At 65.7% G+C, this 22,153-nt stretch carries 21 protein-coding genes; 17 read left to right on the top strand and 4 right to left on the bottom strand.

All coding sequences use genetic code 11. From position 1 onward, the window contains the following. The first annotated feature begins 92 nt into the window (after positions 1-92). Positions 93-974, top strand: a complete 882-nt coding sequence (locus ACX80M_RS19660) for a DUF4194 domain-containing protein (protein ID WP_459310234.1) — start codon at positions 93-95, stop codon at positions 972-974. Continuing rightward, positions 971-4,441 (top strand): ATP-binding protein, encoded by a 3,471-nt coding sequence (locus ACX80M_RS19655; RefSeq protein ID WP_459310233.1) that lies wholly within the window; start codon positions 971-973, stop codon positions 4,439-4,441. The genes ACX80M_RS19660 and ACX80M_RS19655 overlap by 4 nt, the downstream gene beginning before the upstream one ends. Before the next feature lie 107 nt (positions 4,442-4,548). On the opposite strand, the gene ACX80M_RS19650 is transcribed toward ACX80M_RS19655, so the two are convergent. Continuing rightward, positions 4,549-5,094 carry a TetR/AcrR family transcriptional regulator gene (locus ACX80M_RS19650; protein ID WP_459310232.1) on the bottom strand — a complete coding sequence of 182 codons (546 nt, stop codon included), beginning with the start codon at positions 5,092-5,094 and terminating at the stop codon, positions 4,549-4,551. Beyond that, complete coding sequence (locus ACX80M_RS19645; RefSeq protein WP_459310231.1) at positions 5,091-7,076, bottom strand: MFS transporter; 1,986 nt, start codon at positions 7,074-7,076, stop codon at positions 5,091-5,093. The genes ACX80M_RS19650 and ACX80M_RS19645 overlap by 4 nt, the downstream gene beginning before the upstream one ends. Positions 7,077-7,283: 207 nt before the next feature. Here ACX80M_RS19645 and ACX80M_RS19640 point away from each other — a divergent pair, with 207 nt between their 5' ends. Genes ACX80M_RS19640 through ACX80M_RS19620 form a run of 5 tightly spaced genes read left to right on the top strand, consistent with a single transcriptional unit; the run spans position 7,284 to position 12,488 of the window. Continuing rightward, complete coding sequence (locus ACX80M_RS19640; RefSeq protein WP_459310230.1) at positions 7,284-8,381, top strand: iron-siderophore ABC transporter substrate-binding protein; 1,098 nt, start codon at positions 7,284-7,286, stop codon at positions 8,379-8,381. Between the two features lie 10 nt (positions 8,382-8,391). Then, entirely contained in the window at positions 8,392-9,531 is a 1,140-nt protein-coding gene (locus tag ACX80M_RS19635; RefSeq protein ID WP_459310229.1) for a FecCD family ABC transporter permease, read from the top strand. Between the two features lie 23 nt (positions 9,532-9,554). Next, positions 9,555-10,634 carry a FecCD family ABC transporter permease gene (locus tag ACX80M_RS19630; RefSeq protein WP_256473088.1) on the top strand — a complete coding sequence of 360 codons (1,080 nt, stop codon included), beginning with the start codon at positions 9,555-9,557 and terminating at the stop codon, positions 10,632-10,634. A 1-nt stretch (position 10,635) separates the two neighbouring features. Continuing rightward, positions 10,636-11,451, top strand: a complete 816-nt coding sequence (locus ACX80M_RS19625; protein ID WP_104063674.1) for an ABC transporter ATP-binding protein — start codon at positions 10,636-10,638, stop codon at positions 11,449-11,451. Beyond that, on the top strand, positions 11,448-12,488 hold the full coding sequence (locus ACX80M_RS19620) for a siderophore-interacting protein (protein ID WP_459310228.1): 1,041 nt from the start codon (positions 11,448-11,450) through the stop codon (positions 12,486-12,488). The genes ACX80M_RS19625 and ACX80M_RS19620 overlap by 4 nt, the downstream gene beginning before the upstream one ends. A 261-nt stretch (positions 12,489-12,749) precedes the next feature. On the opposite strand, the gene ACX80M_RS19615 is transcribed toward ACX80M_RS19620, so the two are convergent. Beyond that, positions 12,750-13,187 (bottom strand): glycoside hydrolase family 16 protein, encoded by a 438-nt coding sequence (locus tag ACX80M_RS19615; RefSeq protein WP_256471196.1) that lies wholly within the window; start codon positions 13,185-13,187, stop codon positions 12,750-12,752. Between the two features lie 881 nt (positions 13,188-14,068). On the opposite strand from ACX80M_RS19615, the gene ACX80M_RS19610 reads away from it, so the two are divergent. The 5 genes from ACX80M_RS19610 (at position 14,069) to ACX80M_RS19590 (ending at position 19,076) form a co-directional block, all read left to right on the top strand. Continuing rightward, positions 14,069-14,929: an SGNH/GDSL hydrolase family protein gene (locus ACX80M_RS19610; RefSeq protein WP_459310227.1), complete on the top strand. Its 861-nt coding sequence runs from the start codon at positions 14,069-14,071 to the stop codon at positions 14,927-14,929. A gap of 224 nt (positions 14,930-15,153) precedes the next feature. Then, on the top strand, positions 15,154-16,245 hold the full coding sequence (locus ACX80M_RS19605; protein ID WP_252614941.1) for an extracellular solute-binding protein: 1,092 nt from the start codon (positions 15,154-15,156) through the stop codon (positions 16,243-16,245). Position 16,246: 1 nt separating this feature from the next. After that, the gene (locus ACX80M_RS19600) at positions 16,247-17,131 is read left to right on the top strand and encodes an ABC transporter permease (RefSeq protein ID WP_252599573.1); all 885 of its coding nucleotides are present in this window, start codon (positions 16,247-16,249) and stop codon (positions 17,129-17,131) included. Then, positions 17,118-17,945 (top strand): ABC transporter permease, encoded by an 828-nt coding sequence (locus ACX80M_RS19595; protein WP_252614942.1) that lies wholly within the window; start codon positions 17,118-17,120, stop codon positions 17,943-17,945. Before ACX80M_RS19600 ends, ACX80M_RS19595 begins: the two co-directional genes overlap by 14 nt. Positions 17,946-17,954: 9 nt before the next feature. Then, positions 17,955-19,076, top strand: a complete 1,122-nt coding sequence (locus tag ACX80M_RS19590; protein ID WP_459310226.1) for an ABC transporter ATP-binding protein — start codon at positions 17,955-17,957, stop codon at positions 19,074-19,076. A 69-nt stretch (positions 19,077-19,145) separates the two neighbouring features. Here ACX80M_RS19590 and ACX80M_RS19585 read toward each other — a convergent pair whose 3' ends face one another. Continuing rightward, complete coding sequence (locus ACX80M_RS19585; protein WP_459310225.1) at positions 19,146-19,433, bottom strand: YciI family protein; 288 nt, start codon at positions 19,431-19,433, stop codon at positions 19,146-19,148. 82 nt (positions 19,434-19,515) lie between these two features. Here ACX80M_RS19585 and ACX80M_RS19580 point away from each other — a divergent pair, with 82 nt between their 5' ends. The 5 genes from ACX80M_RS19580 to rpsN all read left to right on the top strand — a co-directional run bounded on the left by ACX80M_RS19580 (position 19,516) and on the right by rpsN (position 21,810). Beyond that, positions 19,516-20,007 (top strand): MarR family winged helix-turn-helix transcriptional regulator, encoded by a 492-nt coding sequence (locus ACX80M_RS19580; protein ID WP_056342119.1) that lies wholly within the window; start codon positions 19,516-19,518, stop codon positions 20,005-20,007. 75 nt (positions 20,008-20,082) lie between these two features. Continuing rightward, positions 20,083-20,844: an SGNH/GDSL hydrolase family protein gene (locus tag ACX80M_RS19575; protein WP_252599570.1), complete on the top strand. Its 762-nt coding sequence runs from the start codon at positions 20,083-20,085 to the stop codon at positions 20,842-20,844. A gap of 252 nt (positions 20,845-21,096) precedes the next feature. Further along, positions 21,097-21,333 (top strand): 50S ribosomal protein L28, encoded by a 237-nt coding sequence (gene rpmB, locus ACX80M_RS19570; RefSeq protein WP_056342125.1) that lies wholly within the window; start codon positions 21,097-21,099, stop codon positions 21,331-21,333. After that, the gene (gene rpmG, locus ACX80M_RS19565; RefSeq protein WP_013602737.1) at positions 21,333-21,500 is read left to right on the top strand and encodes a 50S ribosomal protein L33; all 168 of its coding nucleotides are present in this window, start codon (positions 21,333-21,335) and stop codon (positions 21,498-21,500) included. Before rpmB ends, rpmG begins: the two co-directional genes overlap by 1 nt. A gap of 4 nt (positions 21,501-21,504) precedes the next feature. Next, positions 21,505-21,810, top strand: a complete 306-nt coding sequence (gene rpsN / locus ACX80M_RS19560) for a 30S ribosomal protein S14 (RefSeq protein ID WP_026266887.1) — start codon at positions 21,505-21,507, stop codon at positions 21,808-21,810. Positions 21,811-22,153 lie beyond the last annotated feature (343 nt).

The following is a 22,153-nucleotide window of genomic DNA, read 5'->3' as shown; positions in this document are numbered from 1 at the left end:
GGGACCGGGCCGGCCGACGCATCGAAATAAAGACAGCCAAAGCGTCAGACAGGCTCTGAGTCAGACCAACCCGAACCCCACATCAATCATTACTGACAGGCTCAATCACCAGGGGCGCCGGAGTCACGCCCCGGGACACGTTTGTGGACGGCGCGGCACTGTTTCCCGGTGACACCGGCGTTCTCTCGATGAAGGTGCGCCAGGCGCTGGTCAAGCTGCTCAAGGGCCCGTACGTCGACGGCGGCCGCGACGAGAAACTGTGGACCACGCTGCTGGACAACCAGATCATCCTGCGCAGCCGCCTGTCCGAGCTGTTCCTGACCCTGCAGCTGGACCACGAGCGCAAGATCGCCGTCCTGCGCCCGGTGGATCCTGAGGCCATCGGGGGCAGCAGCCGGTCGAGCATCCTGCGCCAACAGCGTGCGCTGAGCCGGGTGGAGACCATCGTGCTGCTCCGCCTGCGGATGCTGCTGGACCGCCACGTCACGGCCCAGACCGATGCCACCATCACCCGCGAGGAAATCGCCGACCTTGTGGCCCACTACCAGCCCGCCGGCCAGCAGGACGCGCTGCGGGATTCGGACGTGGTCACCCGGGCCATCACCAAGCTCCTGGCCCGCCAGCTGCTCCTCACCACGGGCCTGGACGACGTCTACACCATCTCCAACGCCCTCCCGCTGGCTCTCCCCTTCGAAAACATCGGCGACATCCCAGCCCAAATCGAAGCCCTGGTAGCAGCAACCACAGACCCAACAGGCACAGAACCCCTGCTGGAGCTGGACGGCGACAGTGGTGCCGAGGATGACGACGCCGGCGATGACGTACCAAACGACGACGGCGATGCCGCCCAGGGAGTGGCATCGGGCCTATCGGAGCCGCGCGCTGAGCTGATCGAAGATCAGCGGCGCGGCGAAGGGGCGGGGGCGGCATCGTCGTCGGCGTCCCCAGCCACGACAACGGAGGAAGCCAAGTGAGCATCGCAATCATGCTGCCCATGGGCGACCTCACGAACCCCGGCCAGATGCGCCTGGCGTTGGTGCAGGTGGTCAACTGGGGCACGTTCCATGGGGCGCACACGATGCACGTGGACCGGAACGGAACCCTGCTGACGGGCAACTCGGGCGTGGGCAAGTCCACCCTGTTTGACGCCATGCTGCGGGTGTTTGATGCCCGGCCGCGCTCCAACGAGGCCGCGGCCCAGCGTGCCGGCGGTGCTGTGGAGGACAAGAGGACCACCTTCACGTACATGCGCGGCAAGGTGGGCGACAAAGCGGTGGGCGAGGGCTCGGCCAGCGCGTTCCAGCGCCCCGGTGCCACCTGGTCCGCCGTCGCCCTGACGTTTGATAACGCCGCGGGCACCCGCATCACGGTGTCCGCACTGTTCGACCTGCCCAAAAACGGCACGGAGTCCAGCGTTGGGCGTTTCTACGTGATCGACAGCAAGCCGCTGGACCTGCCGGCCATCGAGGACATCGCCGACAAGCGCTTCACCAAGGCTGCGCTGGAGACGATCTTCCCGGACGCCCAGATCTTCGATGTCCACAAGGCCTTCGCGGAGCGTTTCCGCCGGCTCCTGGGCATCAGTTCGGACCAGGCTCTGCCCCTGCTGCGCGTGATCCAGGCCGGCAAGGGCCTGGGCGGCAGCGTCAATACCTTCTTCCGCGACCAGGTCCTGGACGCCCCCGCTACCCTCGCCGCTGCCGATGACGTGGTGGAGGAATTCAGCAACCTCATGTCGATCCGGCAGCGGCTGGAGGACGTGCGGCAGCAGCGGGACCAGCTGGCCCCCGTGCCCGGCCTGAACAAGGAATACGCGCAGTCGCTCCTGGACGCAAACCGGCTCCGTGAGCTGTCCGGCGAGGAGTTCGACGCCTACAAGCAGCAGCTCGCCGTCACGGTGCATCAGAAGACACTGGCCCGGTTCAAGGAGCTGGCCCAGGCGAAAGCCAAGGAGCTGGGCGCGGAACGCTCGGTCCGCGACGGGCTGGCCAAGGAACTGCGCCAGCTGGAGACCGATTACAACAACCAGGGCGGCAACGCGATCTCCGCGATCGAGCAGTCGCTGGACAACGCCAAGGTGGGTCTGCGGCTGCGCGAGCAGGTGGAGGAAGCGGCCCGCAAGGCCCTGTCCGACGCCGGCCTGCAGCTGGAGTGGACCGCTGACGGTTGGGAACAGGCCCACGAGCAGGCTGCCGCCAGGTCGGCCGAACTCAAGGACGACTCCCAGGCCCTGCAGGAGCTCCGCTTCGAAGCCTTCGACGGCCACGCCACCAAAAAGCGTGAGCTGGCGGCAGCCCAGCAGGAGCTCGTGTCGCTGAAGACGCGCAAGTCCCTGCTGCCGCCGTCGAGCATTGAAAACCGTGCGGCCATCGCCGCGGCCACCGGGGTTCCTGAGGACCGGATGCCGTTCGGCGGCGAACTGATGGACCTCGCCGAAGGGGAGGAACACTGGCGGCCGGCCGCGGAGCGTGCCCTCCGGAACCTCGCCACCACGTTGCTGGTCCCCGGCGAACATTTCGCCGCGGTGACCCGCTACCTGAACGACAACAAAGTGCGTGGCGCCCTGCGCGCGGTGGACGTATCCAAGCCGATCGCGGGCGGCGCCCTCGCCGTGGAGGACGCGCGCGACGGCGATCTGCTCACCAAGCTGGACATCCTCGCCAGCGGCGCGGTGGTGGACGCCGGGGAATGGATCCGGGAGCGGATCGCCCTCGATTTCGCCTTCCCGTGCGTCGAGGACCCCAACGAGCTGGCCACCCTGGACAAGGGCCTGAGCCTGGGAGGTGTGGTCAAACGCAACCGGCACACGGTGGAGAAGGACGACCGTTTCACCAGCCGCCAGGACTACGTGCTCGGGTTCGACAACGCCGCCAAGCTGGAACTTGTGGCCGCCCAGGTGGAGGACCTGCAGCAGGAACTCGCCAAGGCCGCCGAGCTGGCGCAAAGCCGTGAAGAGTCGCACCAGGGCATGAGCCGGCAGCTCGATGCCCTCCGACGAATCGCGGAGGACCACCGGCCCTGGGAACAGGTGTCCGCTGCCGTCGCAGCCGATGAACTCACCCGGATTGAACAGCGGCTCAAGGATGCCCTCGCGGCCCAGGCCGACCTGGAACCGCTGCGGGCCAACATCGAAACGGCCCGGCAGAAACACCAGGCCAGCACCGAAGCCGCAGCAGTCCTGCAGAGCGAATACAAGGCCCTGGACCGGCAGCTGAGCGCTGCCGATTCGCTGCTGGAAGCCGCGCGTGCCCGCCTGGAGCAGGCGCCGCCGTCGGACGCCACCGTCAGTGCGCTGGAGCCGTACTTCACCGACTTCGGCGACGTCAGCGAGATGCATGAGCTGGACAACCTGGCCAACCGCGTCCGGACGGCGCTGCTCGGGGAGCTGCACGCCGCCGAGACGCGCGGTCAGGCAACCTCCGAGCGGCTGACCCGGATCTTCGAGGGCTTTGTGCGCGAGTGGGGCTCCGCGATCTCGGCGGACCACGGCACCTCAATCGGTGCGGCCGGGGAGTTCGAAGGCCGCTACCACGCCATCATCAGCGACGGCCTGCCCGCCCAGGAGTCCGAGTTCCGGCAGTTTTTCAACCAGCGCACGCATGAATCGTTCAGCACGCTGCTGCACCTGCTGGACGAGGAGCGGCGGTCCATTACCAGCCGCATCCTGCCGCTCAACGGCATCCTGTCCGAGGTCAACTTCCATGAGGGCAGCTTCCTGGAACTGGACATCAAGCAGACCCTGCCGGCCGCGGCCAAGCAGTTCAAGGACGCTATCCAGAACGCGCTGAAGGCCCGGCACGCGCGGCCAGTCCGAGGTGGCGCGGAAGCCGCTAGTGCCGGGGGAGACGACGACGCCGAGCTCACCGCTCGGTACAAGACCCTCGAAACGCTCGTAAAGCGGCTCGGCTCGCCCACCCCCGAGGACCGGCGGTGGCGCGCCGAAGTCCTGGATGTCCGCGGGCACCTGTTCATCCAGTGCAAGGAGCACCGGGAGGTGGCCGGGCCGGCCTCAGGCAGGAGGGGCGGCGGCAAGCGGACCGACGTTTACATGCATGCCGACACCGGCTCCATGTCCGGCGGCGAGCGGCAGCGCTTCACCGCGTTCATCATGGCCGCGGCGCTGAGCTACCAGCTGGGCATCGCCGAGCAGGGGTTCACCACTTACGGCACCGTGATGATGGACGAGGCGTTTGTGCTGGCATCGGAGGAGTTTGCCGGCGCCGGGATCAAGGCGCTGCACGAGTTCGGTTTCCAGCTGCTGCTGGCCGCTCCGGAGAACGTGATCGACCTGTCCCGGCACCTGGGCTCGGTGACGGAGATCCTGCGGGACAAGCGCACCAACCGCTCCGGCGTGCTTACCGCCCCGGTGATCCGGCCCAGGCCCGGCGCGGAAGGCCAGTGGCGGTCCGAGGCGAACCCCGTGGACATCGTGCTCCGCTGACCCGGACGCTCTCTCACTTGATACGGGTTTTTTACCAACGCTCTCTCACTTTCTTGAGGAAAGTGAGAGAGCGTTGGTGTTTTTTCTGCGTTAAGTGAGAGAGGGTTTTAGAGGGCAGCGGTGCAGGCGTCGATCTGGGCCTGGACGATTGCGCCGTAGTGTCCCACCAGCTCGTCAAAGTTCCAGCCGTCGAAGAGGCCCAGGGTGCGGACGGACTCGCCGAATCCGGTCATCAGGGCCACCACGGTGGAGGCGAACCGCCGCTCCGGTGTTGTGTCCCCGATCAGGCTCGCGATGGCGGCGAGGTATCTTTCGCGGACATCCGTTCGAGCTGCCTCGGGGTCGGGAGAGTCCAGAACGGCGAACGGGATGATGGCCCACGGCTCCTGCGTTCCGCGTTCCCGGCGCATCAACACACGGAACACCAGCGCCCTGCCCAGTTCCGACGTCGGGACCTCCAGTTCGGCGAGCTGCGATTCGTCGGGCCGGACGGCGGCATAGAGCTTTTCCTTGGAGACGAAGAGTTTCATGACCAGGGCCGCAGAAACGCCAGCGTCCGCGGCTATGTCCCGCACCGTGACGGCGCGGTATCCGCGTTCCCCGAAAAGCCGCCCGGCGGCGCTGAAGATCGCGTCGTGGCTGCGGCTGCTCATGCGCCCACCGGCTCCATGGACTTTTCCTCCACACGCGGCGCGGCGAGATGAACGGTGACAGAGCGGTTGTCCACCGCGAGCTTCCGCGCCATGGCCTGGTGCGTCGCCGGATCAACCATGCTCACGACGTAGCGGCCGGCGAGGGGCAGCGGAAACGCATACGCGCCGTCGTCGTCCGAAAGGGTGGTGTGCACGTAACCCCCGCTTGCCTCAAGGAGCGTCACCACCGCGCCGGCCACAGCCGCGCTTCCGGCCGTGACCAGTCCGCTGATCTCCAGCCGGTCCCGAAGAAGGAAGTTCTGGTGCCGGGTGCGGCCGTCGAAGTCGAAGACCTCGGCCATCGGCGCCCAGCCGGCTGCATTGGTCACCATGAGGTACTTCCCGGCGCCGGGGAGGGCCACCGAATAGTTGCCTTCCGTATCGACCCGGCTCCAGTCCACCGGCTCGCCGGCGGTCTGAAGTACGGTCACGACGGCGGGAGTGACGGGGCGGTTGTCCGGTGCAAGGACGCGCCCCTGCACCACGATTTCGGCCGTATTGACGGAGGCGGCGGTGTCAGCTGCGGATGGCCGGCGGGCTGCCGTGGCCTTCGGGATGAAGACCGTGGCCACCACCGATGCTGCGGCTGCCAGCGCGGCCAGCCAGAACACGTCCTTGAAGGCATCGAAGGACGGACGCTGCACGGCCCCCACCGTCATGCTGACCGAGGTGAGGACCGCGGCAACCGCTGCGCTCGACGTCGAGGTGCCGATGGACCGGACCAGGCTGTTCAGCCCGTTGGCCGAGGCCGTCTCGGTGATCGGCACCACGCCCATGATCAGTGTGGGCATGGCCGCGTAGGCGATGGCGGTGCCCACGCTGACAACGGTTGAACCGATGATTACCCATGCGATGGAGTCGTAGAAGAAGACCCGGCTCACGTAGCCCACAATCATCACGACGGCGCCGGCGATCAGCGCAGACTTACCGCCGAAGACGCGGATGATACGTCCGGAAACAGGCGCGAAAATCACCATCGCGAGCCCGGAGGGGACCATACACAGCCCTGCGGTGATGACGTTCAGCCCGAATCCGTATCCCGTGGCGGTAGGCAGCTGGAGCTGCTGGGTGGTGAGGAGCATGTTGGCGAACATGGCGAAGCCGACGAGCAGCGAGGCCACGTTGGTCATGAGCACCGGCCTGCGGCCCGATGTCCGCAGGTCAACCATCGGCTGGCTGACTTTCAGCTCGTACGGGACCCAAGCAGCCAGGAGTATTGCGGCCGTGAGGAACAGCAGCAGCACCGGCTCCGAGCCCCAGCCCCAGGCGCCGCCTTTGGAGATCGCCAGCAGCAGGGCAGCCAGGGCTGCGGAGAGCACCAGCGCCCCCGCGTAGTCGAAGCGCCCGGGCGTGCGGACCTTGGATTCGGGAACCACCAGCGCCACGGCAACGAGCAGCAGTGCGCCGGCAGCGGCGGACACCCAGAAGATCGAGGCCCACCCCAGGCTCTCGTACAGCACTCCGGCGAGGGGCAGGCCCATGGCGCTGCCGATTCCCAGCGTGGCGCTCATCAAGGCAACGGCGGAGCCCATCTTCTCCTTGGGCAGCTCATCGCGCATGATGCTGATGCCCACCGGAATCAGGGCCGATGCGAACCCTTGGAGCGTCCTGCCGATGACCAGCCACAGGAAGGATCCGCCAACCGCGGCAATGACCGAGCCGGCCACCATGATCGCCAGGCAAACCACCATCATCTTGCGCTTGCCGTACATGTCCGCGCTGCGGGACACGATGGGTGTTGCCACGGCGCTGGCGAGCAGGGTGGCGGTCACCAGCCAGGAGGCGTCGTCGGCGGTGATACCCAGGATCCGGGGGAAATCCGGAAGGAGCGGCACTACGAGCGTTTGCATGAGGGCCACCACCGTGCCGCTGAGGGCAAGTACGGCGGTGATGGCGGACGGGGACGGGCCCCGGGTGTTGTTCAGGGCGTTGGAACGCGGCATCAGGTGCTTTCAAGTGTGGACTGGGATGGAGCGCGGCACGGTGAACGCGTGTTTACCACTTAAGAGTGAACCACCGTTCACCCTGCCGGCAATGACCTGGCGCTATACGTTGCGTCACATGATCAATTACGCAATACAAAGCTTTTCTAATTCAGAGCAGGCTAGGCTACCCTTACTTAGGTTCGCATCATTCACCTAAGGAGTTCCGTGACTTCCCCCCTCTTCTCCGGCCCAAGCGCCACCCGCCGCACGCTGTTCAAGTCAGCCGGCAAGGCAACGGCCGCGCTGGCCGCCGCGGCACTCACACTGTCCGCCTGCTCCACCGGCCCCGCGTCCTCCACCTCGGACGCCAGCAGCTCCAGCTCCAGCTCCAGCAGCTCGCAGTTCCCGGTCACCATCAAGCACGCCTTCGGTGAAACCACCGTCAAGGAACAGCCCAAGCGCGTAGTCACCGTTTCCTGGGTCAACGACGACGTTGCCCTTGCCCTCGGCGTGGTCCCGGTGGGCGTCCCCAAGAACGAATGGGGCGGCAACGAGCAGGGCTCCACGCCGTGGAAGGACGCGGCGCTGAAGGAACTTGGCGCGGGCTTCGGTTCCGACAAGGCTCCGGTCCAGTTCTCCGAGGCTGATGGCATCAACTTCACCGAGATCGCCAAGCTCACCCCGGACGTCATCCTGGCCGCCTACTCCGGCCTTACCGAAGAGGACTACAAGAAGCTCAGCGAGATCGCCCCCGTGGTGGCGCACCCCGAGGTTGCCTACGGAACCTCATGGCAGGATTCAACCTCCATCATCGGCAAGGCCCTGGGCAAGGAGGCTGAAGCTACCAAGCTCATCGCCGACACTGAGGCCACCGTCAAGACGGAAGCTGCCAAGTACCCGCAGATCGCCGGCAAGAGCTTCGTCTACGGTTACACCGATCCCTCGGACCTCACTGCCACGGGCTTCTACACCGCCAATGACAACCGTCCGAAGTTCCTCTCAGCGATCGGGATGAAGCTGGCCCCGGTCGCCGAGAAGGCTTCAGCCGGCTCCAAGGACTTCTTCGTGCCGTGGGCCGCCGAGAAGGCCAACGAGCTTGAGGCCGATATCTTCCTGAGCTCGGTTGAGGATGCCGCGACCGCCGCGGCCGTCAAGAGCGACCCCCTGCTGGGCCAGATTCCGGCAGTCAAGAACGGCGCGTTCGTTGCCGACGCGGACAAGAGCCTGGTCCTGGCAATCTCGGCCTCCTCGCCGCTGAGCCTGCCGTGGGCGCTGGACACCTTCCTCCCGCAGCTCGCCACCGCCGCGGATGCAGTGAAGTAAGCACCGCTCCATGACGGAAAGTACGACGGCGGCACCCGCCGGACAGCGCGAACGGACAGTTGGGGCCCCGATCGGGTCGCAACGAGGGCCCCAAGTGTCCGTTCGCGCCGGTCGATTGGCTAGCGCCGGTGGATTGGCCCGCACCGGTGGGAAGGCCAGAACCAGGCAGGTTGCCTGGCTGCTGGCTACCGTCGTCGTACTTTCTTTGTTAGCCGCCGCTTCCCTGGCCATCGGCGCCCGGGGCCTTTCCCTGACCACCGTGTGGCAGGCCCTCACCCAGTTCGATCCCGCCAACGGGGACCACGCGGTGGTCCACGCGCGCATCCCCCGCACCGTCCTGGGCATCCTCGTTGGCGGTGCCCTGGGCCTCGCCGGCGCCGCCATGCAGGGCGTTGCCCGCAACCCGCTGGCAGACCCGGGCATCATGGGCGTCAACGCCGGAGCCGCGCTGGCCGTGGTCACCGGCATCTACCTTTTCGGCGTCACCTCCCTCAGCGGCTACATCTGGTTCGCCTTCATCGGCGCCGGAGCCGCCGCCGTCGTGGTTTACCTCATCGCGTCGATGGGCAGGGACGGTGCGACGCCGGTCAAGCTCGCCCTCGCCGGCGCCGCGCTCAGCGCCGGGCTCTATTCCCTGATGAGCGTCATTCTCGTCTCCAGCCAGGACACCCTGGACCGCTTCCGTTTCTGGCAGGTGGGCGGAATCTCCGGCCGCGACTGGGCAGTGGTGCTCCCGGGCCTCCCGTTCCTGGCCGTCGGGGCACTGATTGTTCTTGGCACCGGCCGCATCCTGAACAGCCTCGCGCTGGGTGATGACATTGCCCGCGGCCTGGGCCAGCGTGTGGGCCTGAGCCGGGGAGTCACCGCCCTGGGGATTGTGCTGCTCTGCGGCTCCGCGACGGCATTGGCAGGGCCCATCGGCTTTGTTGGCCTGGTCATTCCGCACGCGGTCCGCTCACTCGCCGGCCCCGACTACCGCTGGATACTGCCGTTCTCCCTGGTCCTCGCGCCGGCACTTTTGCTCGGCGCGGACATTATCGGCCGCGTTGTGCTGCTTCCCGGCGAGGTCCCGGCCGGCATTATGACCGCACTCGTGGGTGCGCCCGTCTTCGTCTGGCTCATCCGCCGCGGCAAGGGGGCCGGCCTGTGACCACGCTCGAATCCCCCGCCGAGATGGCACTTGACGGCAATCGCACGCGCAAACATTGGCGTGAACTGCCATCTCGCGTGCTGACCCGGACCGCCGTTCTGGCCCTCGGCGTCGTGGTTATGTTCGCCATCTACGTGCTCCTGGGCAGCTACACCGTGACCATCCCGGACTTTTTCAAGATCCTCATAGGACACCTGACCGGCGGCGAAAGAATCCCGGGCGCAAGCTTCATTATTATGGAGAACAAGCTGCCCCGGGCCGTCATCGGCGTGATGATTGGCGCTGCGTTCGGCCTCTCCGGCGGCCTGTTCCAGACCATGCTCCGCAACCCGCTGGCCAGCCCCGACGTGATCGGCATCAGCTACGGAGCCAGCGCGGCCGCGGTCACCGCCATCGTGATCTTCGGCGCCACAGGTCCCGCCGTGTCCGGAGCGGCGCTAGGCGGCGCGCTGGGTATCGCAGCGCTGATCTACGCCATCTCCCGCGGACCGTCGCTGGGCTCAGGCGGCGGCAACCGGGGGAACGCCGCGGGCAACCGGCTGATTCTGGCCGGTGTGGGCATCGCCGCCGCCCTCCACGCGGTGGTCAACTTCATGATGACCCGCGCGGACATCCGCACGGCAGCCGACGCACTCGTCTGGCTTAACGGCTCCCTCAACTCCGCCAACTGGGACCGGGCGGGCATGCTCTCCTTGGCGCTGCTGGTCCTGGTCCCCGCCGTCATCGCCCTTGCCGGGCCGCTGCGCATCCTGGAACTCGGCGACGACGCCGCGGCCGGGCTGGGCATCCGCGTCGGGTTCACGCGCCTCGCCGTGGTGGTCACCGCCGTCGCACTGGCCGCAGTGGCGACGGCGGCTGCCGGGCCGGTCTCGTTCGTCGCCTTCCTGGCCGGTCCCATCGCCCGGCGCTTCACCCGTAAAGCCAGCCTCCCGGCGTCGGCCCTGGTGGGTGCGCTGATTGTCCTCACCGCCGACTACGTCGCGGCCAACCTCGCCCCCTTGCTGCTGGACGGCACCGTGCTGCCCGTCGGTGTTATCACCGGCGCGCTCGGTGCCCCGTTCCTGCTGTGGCTTCTGGTCACGGCTAACCGAAAGGATGCCTGACATGGCCGTTCTCAGCGCCCAGGACCTCACCCTCAAATACGACCAGCGCTGCGTGGTGGACGGCCTCACGGCGGAAATCCCCGAGGGCAAGGTGACTATGATTGTGGGCGCCAACGCCTGCGGCAAGTCCACGCTCCTCCGTGGCCTGTCCCGCCTCCTTAAGCCCGCCTCCGGCACGGTGACCCTGGACGGCAAGGACATCCACGCCCGCCCGGCCCGTGAATTGGCGCGCACCCTGGGGCTCCTCCCGCAGCACCCCACGGCGCCGGACGGCATCGCTGTCCGCGACCTCGTGGGCCGCGGCCGGTATCCGCACCAGGGCTTCTTCCGCAGCTGGAGCACCGAGGACGACGCCGCCGTGCAGCGCGCGCTCGAAGCGACGGAAACGCTGGAACTCGCTGAGCGGAACGTCGATGAACTGTCCGGCGGCCAGCGCCAGCGCGTCTGGATCGCCATGGCGCTCGCCCAGGAAACCGACGTGCTCCTGCTGGACGAACCCACCACATATCTGGACCTGGCGCACCAGGTGGAAGTCCTGGACCTGGTCACGGATCTGAACCGCAAGCGCGGCACCACCGTGGCCATCGTCCTGCACGACCTGAACCTGGCGGCACGCTACGCGGACCATGTCATCGCCATGAAGGGCGGCGAGATCGTGGCCCTGGGTGACCCCATAACTGTTGTCACCGAAAAGCTGGTCCGCGACGTTTTCGGCCTTGAGTCCCGGGTGATTCCCGATCCCGTCTCGGGCACACCCCTGATCATCCCCATCGGCCGCCACCACACCGCCGCAACCGAACTGGAGCTCGTTTCATGAAGACCCGCGACATCGCCGCCACCGAGCCCATGACCCTGGCTTTCGAGGTGACCGTTTCCTCGGTGCAGGAGCTGAGCCCCAACTTCCGCCGGATCACCTTCGGCGGCTACTCGCTGCGGGACTTCGGCGTTAACGGCGATACCCTTGACCTGCGGATCAAACTGATGATCCCTTCCCTGGCGTCCGACGGTACAAAGCTGCCGCTGCCGGTCTTCGAAATGGCGCAGGCCGGCTGGTACCAGGAATGGCTGGCCATGGACCCCGCAGTCCGCGGCTCGATGCGCACGTACACGGTCCGCCAGTCCCGGCTCGATGCCGTTTATCCCGAAATTGACGTTGACTTTGTGATGCACTTCGACGCCGACGGGCACGGCGGTCCCGCCGCGAACTGGGCCCAGAACGCCCAGCCGGGCGACGCCATCACTATAATCGGCCCCAACAGCCGAGCCGCCCAGTGCTACACCGCCGAGGTCTACGGTGGCATCGAGTGGCGGCCCGGAATGGCCCAGCGCGTCCTGCTCGCCGGCGACGAAACCGCCATCCCCGCTATCTCCGCCATCCTCGAAAGCCTGCCGTCCTACATGACCGGCCACGCCCTCCTGGAAGTACCGGAAGCCGGCGACTTCCTCGACCTCACGACGGACGCCGACATCGACATCACCTGGCTTGCCCGCGGCGCCGCCATTGGCCGCTCACGCCCGCACGGCGAGCTGCTGCAGCAGGCAGTGCGCACTGCAGTTCCCGTTCCCGGCTGGGTGGGAATCAAAGCGTCCGACGCCGGCGCGGGCCCGGAGCCCGAAGACGTCAATGTGGACGTGGACGTCCTCTGGGAGACCCCCGCGCGGATGGAAACAGCCGAAATCGAGGCCACCAAGAACCCCGCCATGCCGGCCGGCGCCATGCCTTTCTACGCCTGGATCGCCGGTGAGGCTGCCGTCATCAAGGACATGCGGCGGTACCTTGTGCGGGACGTGGGGATCGACCGGAAGCAGGTTGCTTTCATGGGGTACTGGCGTCAGGGTAAGGCCGAGGTCTAAAGCCTTCCGTCGTATGCGGCGGTTGGGTGCGCCGCAACCGCCGCCTTGCCGTCGCTTAGCGGTTGGACCCGTCCCAAACTTCGCAAGCTCAGTTCGGGGCCCTCGGGTCCGCCCTTCCTCCCGACGCTGCGCTCGGCCGCGGGCGGCCTTGCTCCGCTCTGGTCGGCGATGCGCTCCTACGCAAGACAGGGGCTGCGGCTCGTTGGGCCTGTCACGTCCAAACGCTCTCTCACTTCCTGTGGGTTTTTTCCAAACGCTCTCTCACTTGTAGACGCGGACCCAATCGACCTGCATCTGCGAGGGCTTGGTGGCGGAGCCGTCCGGGAACCAATCCAGCTGCAATGTCTGCTTCATGGCGACAGAGGGCTGGTGCGCCGGGTTCGGGTCAGTGAAGGTCTTTACTCCGTCGACGTATCCGCTGATGCCGGCCGGGGTCCACTCCACCGCGTAGTTGTGCCACTGTGTGCTATCGACGGGCGTCGCCGTTGTGGTCTGGAAATCCGCTCCACCACAGGCGTAGTGCAGGAAGAACCTCATCACGGAGGTGACTGTGCTGCCCTCGGCATAATCGATCTCGGCACAGTTCGGGGCAGCGTTGTTGTTGAGGATCAGGACCGGGTGGTATTTCGGGTCCCGTGAATTGGTTTTCATGCGCGTTTCCCAGCGACCATACCTTTGTTCCGCGAACTTTGCCGACATGCCGCCCGTGGTGCCGGCTGCGTCTCCGTTAACGGTGGCCACGCCGTTGGCAACCGACCAAGCCTGGGGACTGCGCAGGCCTTTGCCGGCATGCCCAGCACTGTTATAGACACTCCATTTTGTCCGGTCCGGTGCGCCGGTGTTGGAGAATTCGTCGCCCGTCAGGACCGGGCCCCAACCGAAGGCGGCAGCTGCCTGCGCACCGTCACCCGTCGTGGCGAGAGCCTGGCCGGCTGCGGGCCCCGGCTGGGCCGGGGCCGGGGCAGCGGCCAGCGCGGGCGCCGGGGGGACGGCTGCCGCCGGGGTTTCCGCCGCCGAAGCGGGGGTCTGGCCGCTGCTCGAAGCCGTGGGCGCCGGAGATGCTGCGGCAGTTGGGGCTGGAGTGGCAGGTGCGGACTCGCGGCCAGCCGAGGATGGGGCAGACGCCCCATTGGTCGTAGGGGCTAGGCCGCATCCTGTCAGGGACAAAGCACCCATGGTCGTTATGATGGCTATTTTCTTGAACAAGATACCTCCGGGCTAGGACTGGAAGAAAAGACTGATGCACTTGAGACGATGACGAGTGCGGAAAGCATCCTTGGGCCCCTTGGCAGGGCCGGAGCTAGCAGGCGCCGAAGGGGCGCATCGGGGGTCCAGTGATCGGGCGCCCGGGGCCCTGCATTGGGGCCAGCCGCCAACGTTACCTGATCGTGACCATCGGTCGCAATAATGTGACAAAGGCTGAGGAGCTGCCGATGATCAGAGGCGGCGGCTTGATGGAAACGCCTAGCACCCGGCACTGCAAACGCTCCCTTGCACTCTGCCCCTAGATCTCAACCCTTCTGCACATCCTGTTGCTGTCCGTTTACCTTGGTGTTTCTTTGGGCGGTTACTTTCAGTGGATGGGTTCTAATCCTTTACTCTCGGACCGTGAGGGCCGGCGGGTGTTTGCCGCTTTGGGGGACTCGTTTACAGAAGGTGTTGGGGACCGGGATGAGCGGCTGCCCAACGGGGTCCGGGGGTGGGCTGACCGGGTGGCCGAGAAGCTGGCCAAGGCTGAGCCGGGGTGGGAATATGCCAACCTGGCCATCAGGAGCAAGCGCCTGCGTCACGTCATCACCGAGCAGCTGGAACCGGCGCTGGCCATGAGGCCCACGCTGATCACGCTGTACGCCGGCGGAAACGACATCCTGGACATCGGCACGGACATGGCTGCCCTGATGGATGAGTACGAGGACCTCGTGGCGCGACTCGCCGCGACCGGGGCCACGGTTGTCCTGTTCACAGGCTTCGACGTCAAAGTCTCGGCCGTTCTGGAGCTGCTGAAGAAGCGGAACACGGTCTACAACCAGCGCGTCCGCGAGATCTCTGCGAAATACGGGACAGTCCTAGTGGATTACTGGTGCCTGGACGCCTTCCATGACCGGCGGATGTGGGACTCGGACCGCCTCCACATGTCCAAGGCGGGCCACAAGTACCTCGCCGGGCAGGTGCTGGACCAGCTCGGGGTGCCCCACAAAATCCGGCTCAAGGACTGGGACCCTCCGGCGCGGCTCAGCCTCCGGGAGTGGGAACAGCGGCAGCGGCGTTGGGTTAACGACTGGGTGCTGCCGCTTTTTGGCCGCAAAATCAGGGGCGTCACCCTCGGGGATGCACTGGCGCCGCGCTGGCCAGAACCCGTCAAGGTGCCGCGGAAGCGCGGGCTGAAGAAGCTGATGGACCGGGACGCGGTGCTCAAGAACAGCCCGAAAGCAAGCGGTTAGTAAACATCTGTTGACTTGTGTGCAACATCACAGATACTGTTGCGGCACTGACGACGACTCAACGCGTCAGTTCTAGTCCGCTCAGCGCTGCGTGGGCCGTTCGGGGCATGAACCGCCGCCGTCGGGATGCCAGCGTGAACGCGGAATCCCCAACCTGCCCCTTCGGCACACGGCGTCCTTTGGCGTGCGCCGGGAGGGCCCCAGCCTTGAGAGGCACCACCGCGATGACTGACAGTTCCCTTCATTTTGACCGCAGGAAACTCCTGAAAGCAGCAGCGTTGACCCCATTCGCAGGCCTGGCACTGTCCGGCTGCGGGGCAAAGCCCGCCGATAGCGCGGCAGCCAACAAGACAGTCACGGTCACCTCCTACGGCGGCTCCTACAATGACCAGCTGACCCAGACGATTCTGGACCCCTTCTCCAAGCAGTCGGGGATCCAAACCACGCTGCTGGCCAACACCAGCCTGGCCTCCCTCAAGGCCCAGGTGCAGTCCGGGGACGTGCAGTGGGACCTCGTGGAAATCACCGCCCCGGAATACGAAACGGCCGTGGCAGAAGGCCTCCTGGAGCCGTTCGACTACAACATCATCAGCGACAAGGGCCTGCCCGGCTACGCCAAGGCGGAGTACGGCATCAAGTACCTGAGCTTCCTGTTCGTGATGGCATGGGACCAGAAGGCCATCCCCGATGCGCAGGCCCCCAAGGACTGGGCGCAGTTCTTCGACCAGGGCAAGTACGATACCAAGCGCTCGGTCTACAACCAGCTCTCGGACAGCTCCGTGCTGGAGGCGGCACTCCTGGCCGACGGCGTGCCGTTCGACCAGATCTACCCGCTCGACGTCGACCGGGCCCTGCGCGTGCTGGGCCACCACCCCGGCAAGGACCGCCTGCTTTACCACGCGGCCAACCAGGAGCCCATCCAGCAGCTCACCTCGGGCGAGGTCTCGCTGTCCACGAGCTTCAACAACCGCATTAACGCGGCCCGCAACGACGGCGCCAAACTGAACTTCAGCGCGGAGAACGCAGTGCTGGCCGGCGACTACTTCGTGGTGCCGAAGGGGGCCAAGAACAAGGAAGCCGCCTTCAAACTGATGAACTTCATGTCCAATGACGCCGAGGCCGGCGCCGCCTTCGATACGGTCACCAACCTGACCCTGGCCAACACTCCGGCGCTGTCCAAACTGCCTAAGGAAGTCGCAGACACCCTGCCCACCAGTCCGCGCCTGGCCGACAAGATCCTGGTCCGTGACGACAAGTGGTGGTCGGAGAACCTGAAGAAGACCGAGCAGCAGTTCAAGCTGTGGCAGGCCAGCTGACATGAGCAACGCAACCTTGCAACGCGCGCGTCCGGAGGGACGCGCCCCGGCACCGGAGCAGGAGAAACCCCGACGGCGGCGCACCACCTGGTGGCTGCTGCTGGCCCCGATCCTGGCCTTCGACGTCGTACTGTTCCTCAGCCCGCTGGGCAAACTGGTGGGCTCGAGCTTCACTGGCAACGCCTACCAGCGCGTCCTCGAAGACCCGCTGGTGGTCCGTTCCCTGATCAACACCCTGAGCATCAGCCTGGCATCCACCGTCGTCACCGTGGTCCTGGGCTACGTCATTGCCCTGGTGCTGTGGCGCTCCGGCACGGTGACCCGCGTGATCCTGTTCGCCGTGGTGCTGCTGCCCTTCTGGACCGGCATCCTGGTGAAGAACTTCGCGTGGGCCGTGCTACTTCAGGACAACGGCATCGTGAACTCCTTCCTCCAGACGGTGGGCCTCACCGATGCTCCCATTGAGCTGCTGCATAACCGGCTGGCCGTGATCATCGGCATGGTTCACTGCCTGCTCCCGTATGCGGTGTTCCCGATTTTCTCCTCGCTGACCTCCATCGATGACCGGCTTGCCCTGGCGGCGCGTTCGCTCGGGGCCAAGGAAGCCTCAATCTTCCGCCGGATCATCCTGCCGCTCAGCACGCCGGGCATCTCCGCGGCAGGCTTGCTCGTGTTCATCATCAGTACCGGCTTCTTCATCACCCCGGTGGTCATGGGCGGACCCGGCGACATGATGATCGCCAACCAGATCGACTACTACGCGCGCCAGCTCACCGACTTCTCCGGGGCCGCGGCCCTGGCCGTGATCCTGACAGTGCTGGTCAGCATCCTCGTTGCCATCTACCAGCGAGTGCTCAAGGCGGGAGGCCAACATGCAGACAACTAATCCCCGGCAGCGACTGCTGACGCTGCTTTCCATTCCGGTGTTCCTGTTCCTGGTGGTCCCGACGGCGATCGTGGTGCCTGTTGCCCTTAACGACAGCCGCTACATCACTTTCCCGCCCGAAAGGATCTCGTTCGCCGCCGTCGCCGGCTTCTTCGCTGACAAGGCTTGGACCTCGGCACTGACGGCCAGCCTCCAATCTGCAGCGATCGCCGTCGTGATCGGTGTGATTCTCGGCGCGACCGCGGCGATCGGCCTGCACGGACGCAAGTTCCCGGGCCAGCAGGCTGTCGTCGGGCTGATCCTGGCGCCGATGATCGTCCCCACCGTGGTGCTGGCGCTGGCGTTCTACCAGTTCTTCATCTCCCTCGGCGTGCTGGGCAGCATCCTCCCCATCGGCCTGGCGCATGCCGTCATCGCCACCCCGTACGTGTACCTGACCACGCGTGCCAGCCTTGCCGGACTGAACCCGGCGCTGGTCAATTCGGCGCAGAGCCTGGGCGCCGGATGGCTGTCCGTGTTCCGGCACGTCTACCTGCCGGTCATCCTGCCCGGGCTGGTTTCCGGGGCGCTGTTCGCCTTCTCGGTCTCCATCGACGAGACCGTCATGTCCCTGTTCATGCAGTCGCCCAGCGCCACCACCTTGCCCGTGAAGATGTTCACCGACATCCAGTTCAACCTGACCCCCAAGATCGCGGTGTCCTCGGCTCTGTTGGTCACCGTGGCCACCTTGGGGCTGTTGTTCCAGGTCATGTTCGTTCTCAAACGGCGTTCCACCGCCAGGATGCTGCCGCTGGCCGTGTCCGCACCAAACTAAGGAAGGCCCATGTCTACTTCAGTGATTTCCGCAGCAGCAAGCACCAGGGCGACGGCGTCCGCACAAGGTTCCATTGAACTCCGGCAGGTCCGCAAGACGTACGGCGACGTGGTTGCCGTCGACGAACTGGACCTGGTGGTGGAACCCGGCGAATTCGTCACCCTGCTGGGACCAAGCGGATCCGGCAAGACCACCACCATGATGATGGTGGCCGGCTTCGAGGAGCACACGTCCGGGAGCGTCCTGATCGACGGCAAGCCCGTGGATTCGCTCCCGCCCCGGGACCGGAACCTGGGCGTCGTGTTCCAGAACTACGCCCTCTTCCCGCACATGAGCGCCCGCGAAAACGTGGAGTTCGCGCTCCGGATGCGCAAGGTGCCTAAGGCTGAACGGCGTCAACGCGCCGATAGCGCGCTGGAACGCGTGGGCCTGGGCACGATGGGCGACCGCAAGCCCCGCCAGCTCTCCGGCGGGCAGCAGCAGCGCGTGGCCCTGGCCCGCGCGCTGGTGTTCAACCCGGCCGCGCTGCTCCTGGACGAGCCCATGGCCGCCCTCGACAAGCGGCTCCGCGAACACATGCAGGAAGAGATCAAGACGCTGCAGAAGAGCCTGGGCATCTCCGTCCTTTTCGTCACGCACGACCAGGACGAGGCGATGGCCATGTCCGACCGGATCGTGGTCATGAAGGACGGCAGGATCGTCCAGTCGGGCCCGCCCGAAGAGGTCTACAACCACCCGCTCACGGATTGGGTGGCCAGCTTCCTTGGCGACACCAACCTCATCCCGTGCACCGTCCTGGATCGCAAGGACGGCGAGGCGCTGGTTGACCTCGGCGGCCTGGGCCTGGGCCGTGTGCGCGACCGCGGCGTCGCCGGCGAGAACTACGCCGTGTCCATCCGTCCCGAACACCTCAAGTTCAGCTCTGAGGCAAGCGCGGACAACTGCGGCAAGGCGGCGCTGGTCTCCTCGACCAACCTGGGCGCCACGGTGCGCCACCGCCTCACGGCCGGCGGCCACGAGCTCCAGGTGCGCGAACTCAGTTCAGATGCGACGAATCGGCCCGCGCCAGGCGCGGAGCTGTTCGTGACCTGGGAGCCGGACAAGGCCCAGCTGCTGGTTCTGGAGCAGTAGGTGCTTCCGGGGAACTGCCGGGGATGCCGGGCATTTCCCCGGCAGCCTGCTGGCGCGGGGGCCAGGGGCCTAGGTGTCCAGCAGGTTTTCGTAACCCTCTGCCACGGTCGTGGCGGTGAATTCGATAACTTCGAACTCGGCCACTCCGTTGCTGTAGAAAGGATCCTTGGCCAACGCGGCATCCAGCGTGGTTCGGTCCGCCTTGGACAACAGCACACCGCCCATCGCCGGAACCAGGCGTCCGGACGCAAGGAACACGCCGTCGTCGAACGCCTGCTTAACCCACGCCATATGCGCAGGGCGGTGATAGTCCACGATGTCTTCGGGCACCTTGTAGGTCAGCGATACAACAAACATAAAGTCAGCCTACCCGGATGGGTCCACGGGAACTGGTGCGTCACTTGAACGCTCAACCACGCTCTGCTTCTAGAATGGACGCATGACCGAACCGCGCTGGCTCAACGCCGACGAACGCCGTGCCTGGCTGGCACTCCTGAGCATCAACACGCTGCTGCCGGCTGCCCTGGACAACCAGCTCCACACCGCCGGCAAGGTGTCACTGTTCGATTACAACGTCATGGCCATGCTGTCCGAAGCCGAGGGCCGCTTCCTGCCGATGAGCCAGCTGGCCGCCCGTACGAGTTCGTCGCTTTCCCGGCTCTCGCATGTGGTTGCCAAACTGGAGAAGCGCGGATGGCTGGAGCGGCGTCCGCACCCCCGCGATGCCCGGGTCACCACCGCACACCTGTCCGACGTCGGGATGGCCACTTTGGAGGCACTCGCACCGGGGCACGTGGAGGCGGTGCGCACTAAGTTCCTGGACGCCCTGACGGAACGCGACGTCAACGACCTCGCCCGCATCGGCGAAAAGATCGTGGCCCGGCTGGACGATGACCACTGGATCCTCCGCGAGACCGAAAGCCGGCCATAAGCCGTCGCCCTGATGGACACCGTCCGGACAGGCCCCGCCTTGGTTGCTCCCGGCAACAGATGAAAGACTGACGCCATGGACTTTTCGACCCGGTATGTAGCGCTCGGCGATTCCTTCACGGAAGGGGTCGGGGATGACGATCCCAGCCGCCCCAACGGCGTGCGGGGCTGGGCGGATCGCGTGGCGGAGCAGCTGGGCGCGGCGGATCCCGGCTTCGGCTACGCCAACCTGGCCATCCGCGGCAGGAAGCTCCGCCAGATCATGGCAGAACAGGTGGACGCCGCCGTCGAACTTAACCCCACCCTGGTGACCATTTACGCAGGTGCCAACGACATTCTGCGGCCCAAGATCGACATCGACGATCTGCTGGCGGAGTACGACGCCGGCATCCGCAAGCTGGCGGCCACGGGCGCCACAGTGGTGATGTTCACCGGCTTCGACGCGCGCGGTTCGAAGGTCTTCAGCACTATGCGCGGCCGCACCGCCATCTACAACGAACTGGTCCGCGGCATTGCCGGGGACCATGGAGCGTTGCTGGTGGATTACTGGCGCTTTAACGAGTACTACGACTGGGGCATGTGGGCCCAGGACCGGATGCACATGTCTGCCGCCGGGCACGCCAACATGGCCAAACGCGTCCTTACCGTCCTGGAGCACGACCACTCGATCGAGGTCCCGCCCATGACCCCGGTGCCCGAGCTGAACCGGGCCGAAGCTCTCCGCGCCAACGCCCGCTGGGTCCGCGAATTCGCCGGCCCCTGGGTGGTCCGCCGTGTTACCGGCAAGTCCTCGGGCGACGGACTGGCGCCCAAGTACGCCCAGCTCACGCGCCTCTGAAGCAGGCCCCCTTATACACCGTCCGAGCACGGATTGGTCTTTAATTGCGTGAACTCGTAGACTTGGTGAGCGCTAAGTGCGCGGAGCGTGCGCAATTGCTCCGGTGGCCCGGTAATTTTCTCCAGGGTAGCCGGTAGTTAGGGGCTCAAGTTGCGTGACTAACCGTTCACCCTGATCACTTTGGGTCGCACTTAGCCGCATGATCCTGCAGCAGATATGCGGATCATTACATTCAATTCTTGAGGAGAAGTCATGGCAGCACACTGCCAAGTGACCGGAGCCGAGCCGGGCTTTGGGCACAGCATTTCGCACTCGCACCGTCGCAACAAGCGTCGGTTCGATCCGAACATCCAGAAGAAGCGCTACTGGGTTCCGTCCCTGCGCCGTAACGTCACTCTGCAGCTTTCTGCAAAGGGCATCAAGACCATCGACGTGCGCGGCATCGACGTAGTCGTCGCCGCCATCCTTGCTCGGGGAGTGAAGCTCTAATGGCTAAGGACAAGGACGTACGTCCGATCATCAAGCTCAAGTCGACTGCGGGCACGGGTTACACCTACGTGACGCGGAAGAACCGTCGTAACGACCCGGACCGTATGGTTCTGAAGAAGTACGATCCCAAGATCCGTCAGCACGTCGAATTCCGAGAGGAGCGCTAAACACATGGCTAAGAAGTCAATGATCGCAAAGAACGAACAGCGTAAAGTCATCGTTGAGCGTTACGCTGCAAAGCGCCTCGAACTGAAGAAGGCTCTGGTTGACCCCAACTCGACCGACGAAGTTCGCGAAGCAGCACGCCTCGGCCTGCAGAAGCTTCCCCGCAACGCGTCGCCCGTCCGTCTGCGTAACCGCGACATCATCGACGGCCGTCCCCGCGGTACCTTCCAGAAGTTCGGTATCTCCCGTGTTCGCTTCCGCGACATGGCTCACCGCGGTGAGCTCCCGGGCATCACCAAGTCTTCCTGGTAATCCAGCACCGCTGATTCCAGCTGCTTGAGAAGGGCCGGCAACCGTTTGGTTGCCGGCCCTTCTGCGTTTAAGGCCTGCGGTGATCGAGCCCATCGGTGATCGAGCTTCCCGGTGAAGGGCTTGTCGAGATCCGTGAGAGGCGTCGGCCGTTGTGCCGCAGCACACAGAACTCACTTACGACGGCGGCGCCCGAATTTGGGTGCCGATACCGGCTTTGGGCCCGGAATGGCGGGGTTTCGACCTGTTGTGGGGGTGGATTTGCGGTGGGGGTTGGGTGGGTGTATTGTTTTCTAAGTCGCCGCGAGGGGAACAGCGAAGAGCTGGTTACCGCGGGCGGCCAAAC

It is taken from the genome of Pseudarthrobacter sp. MDT1-22, assembly GCF_054511035.1.
The sequence above is the reverse complement of the archived record's forward strand: the minus strand, read 5'-3'. Positions and strand labels throughout refer to the sequence as shown.

Bases quoted from the DNA above. Each gene is read 5' to 3' on its own strand.
- ACX80M_RS19580 (WP_056342119.1), top strand. From the start codon at position 19,516: ATGACCGAACCGCGCTGGCTCAACGCCGACGAACGCCGTGCCTGGCTG.
- rpmG (WP_013602737.1), top strand. From the start codon at position 21,333: ATGGCTAAGGACAAGGACGTACGTCCGATCATCAAGCTCAAGTCGACT.
- ACX80M_RS19575 (WP_252599570.1), top strand. From the start codon at position 20,083: ATGGACTTTTCGACCCGGTATGTAGCGCTCGGCGATTCCTTCACGGAA.
- ACX80M_RS19645 (WP_459310231.1), bottom strand. From the start codon at position 7,076: ATGCCGCGTTCCAACGCCCTGAACAACACCCGGGGCCCGTCCCCGTCC.
- ACX80M_RS19620 (WP_459310228.1), top strand. From the start codon at position 11,448: ATGAAGACCCGCGACATCGCCGCCACCGAGCCCATGACCCTGGCTTTC.
- ACX80M_RS19625 (WP_104063674.1), top strand. From the start codon at position 10,636: ATGGCCGTTCTCAGCGCCCAGGACCTCACCCTCAAATACGACCAGCGC.
- ACX80M_RS19615 (WP_256471196.1), bottom strand. From the start codon at position 13,187: ATGTCGGCAAAGTTCGCGGAACAAAGGTATGGTCGCTGGGAAACGCGC.
- ACX80M_RS19600 (WP_252599573.1), top strand. From the start codon at position 16,247: ATGAGCAACGCAACCTTGCAACGCGCGCGTCCGGAGGGACGCGCCCCG.
- ACX80M_RS19650 (WP_459310232.1), bottom strand. From the start codon at position 5,094: ATGAGCAGCCGCAGCCACGACGCGATCTTCAGCGCCGCCGGGCGGCTT.
- ACX80M_RS19585 (WP_459310225.1), bottom strand. From the start codon at position 19,433: ATGTTTGTTGTATCGCTGACCTACAAGGTGCCCGAAGACATCGTGGAC.
- ACX80M_RS19610 (WP_459310227.1), top strand. From the start codon at position 14,069: ATGGGTTCTAATCCTTTACTCTCGGACCGTGAGGGCCGGCGGGTGTTT.
- rpmB (WP_056342125.1), top strand. From the start codon at position 21,097: ATGGCAGCACACTGCCAAGTGACCGGAGCCGAGCCGGGCTTTGGGCAC.
- rpsN (WP_026266887.1), top strand. From the start codon at position 21,505: ATGGCTAAGAAGTCAATGATCGCAAAGAACGAACAGCGTAAAGTCATC.
- ACX80M_RS19590 (WP_459310226.1), top strand. From the start codon at position 17,955: ATGTCTACTTCAGTGATTTCCGCAGCAGCAAGCACCAGGGCGACGGCG.
- ACX80M_RS19605 (WP_252614941.1), top strand. From the start codon at position 15,154: ATGACTGACAGTTCCCTTCATTTTGACCGCAGGAAACTCCTGAAAGCA.
- ACX80M_RS19595 (WP_252614942.1), top strand. From the start codon at position 17,118: ATGCAGACAACTAATCCCCGGCAGCGACTGCTGACGCTGCTTTCCATT.
- ACX80M_RS19630 (WP_256473088.1), top strand. From the start codon at position 9,555: ATGGCACTTGACGGCAATCGCACGCGCAAACATTGGCGTGAACTGCCA.
- ACX80M_RS19635 (WP_459310229.1), top strand. From the start codon at position 8,392: ATGACGGAAAGTACGACGGCGGCACCCGCCGGACAGCGCGAACGGACA.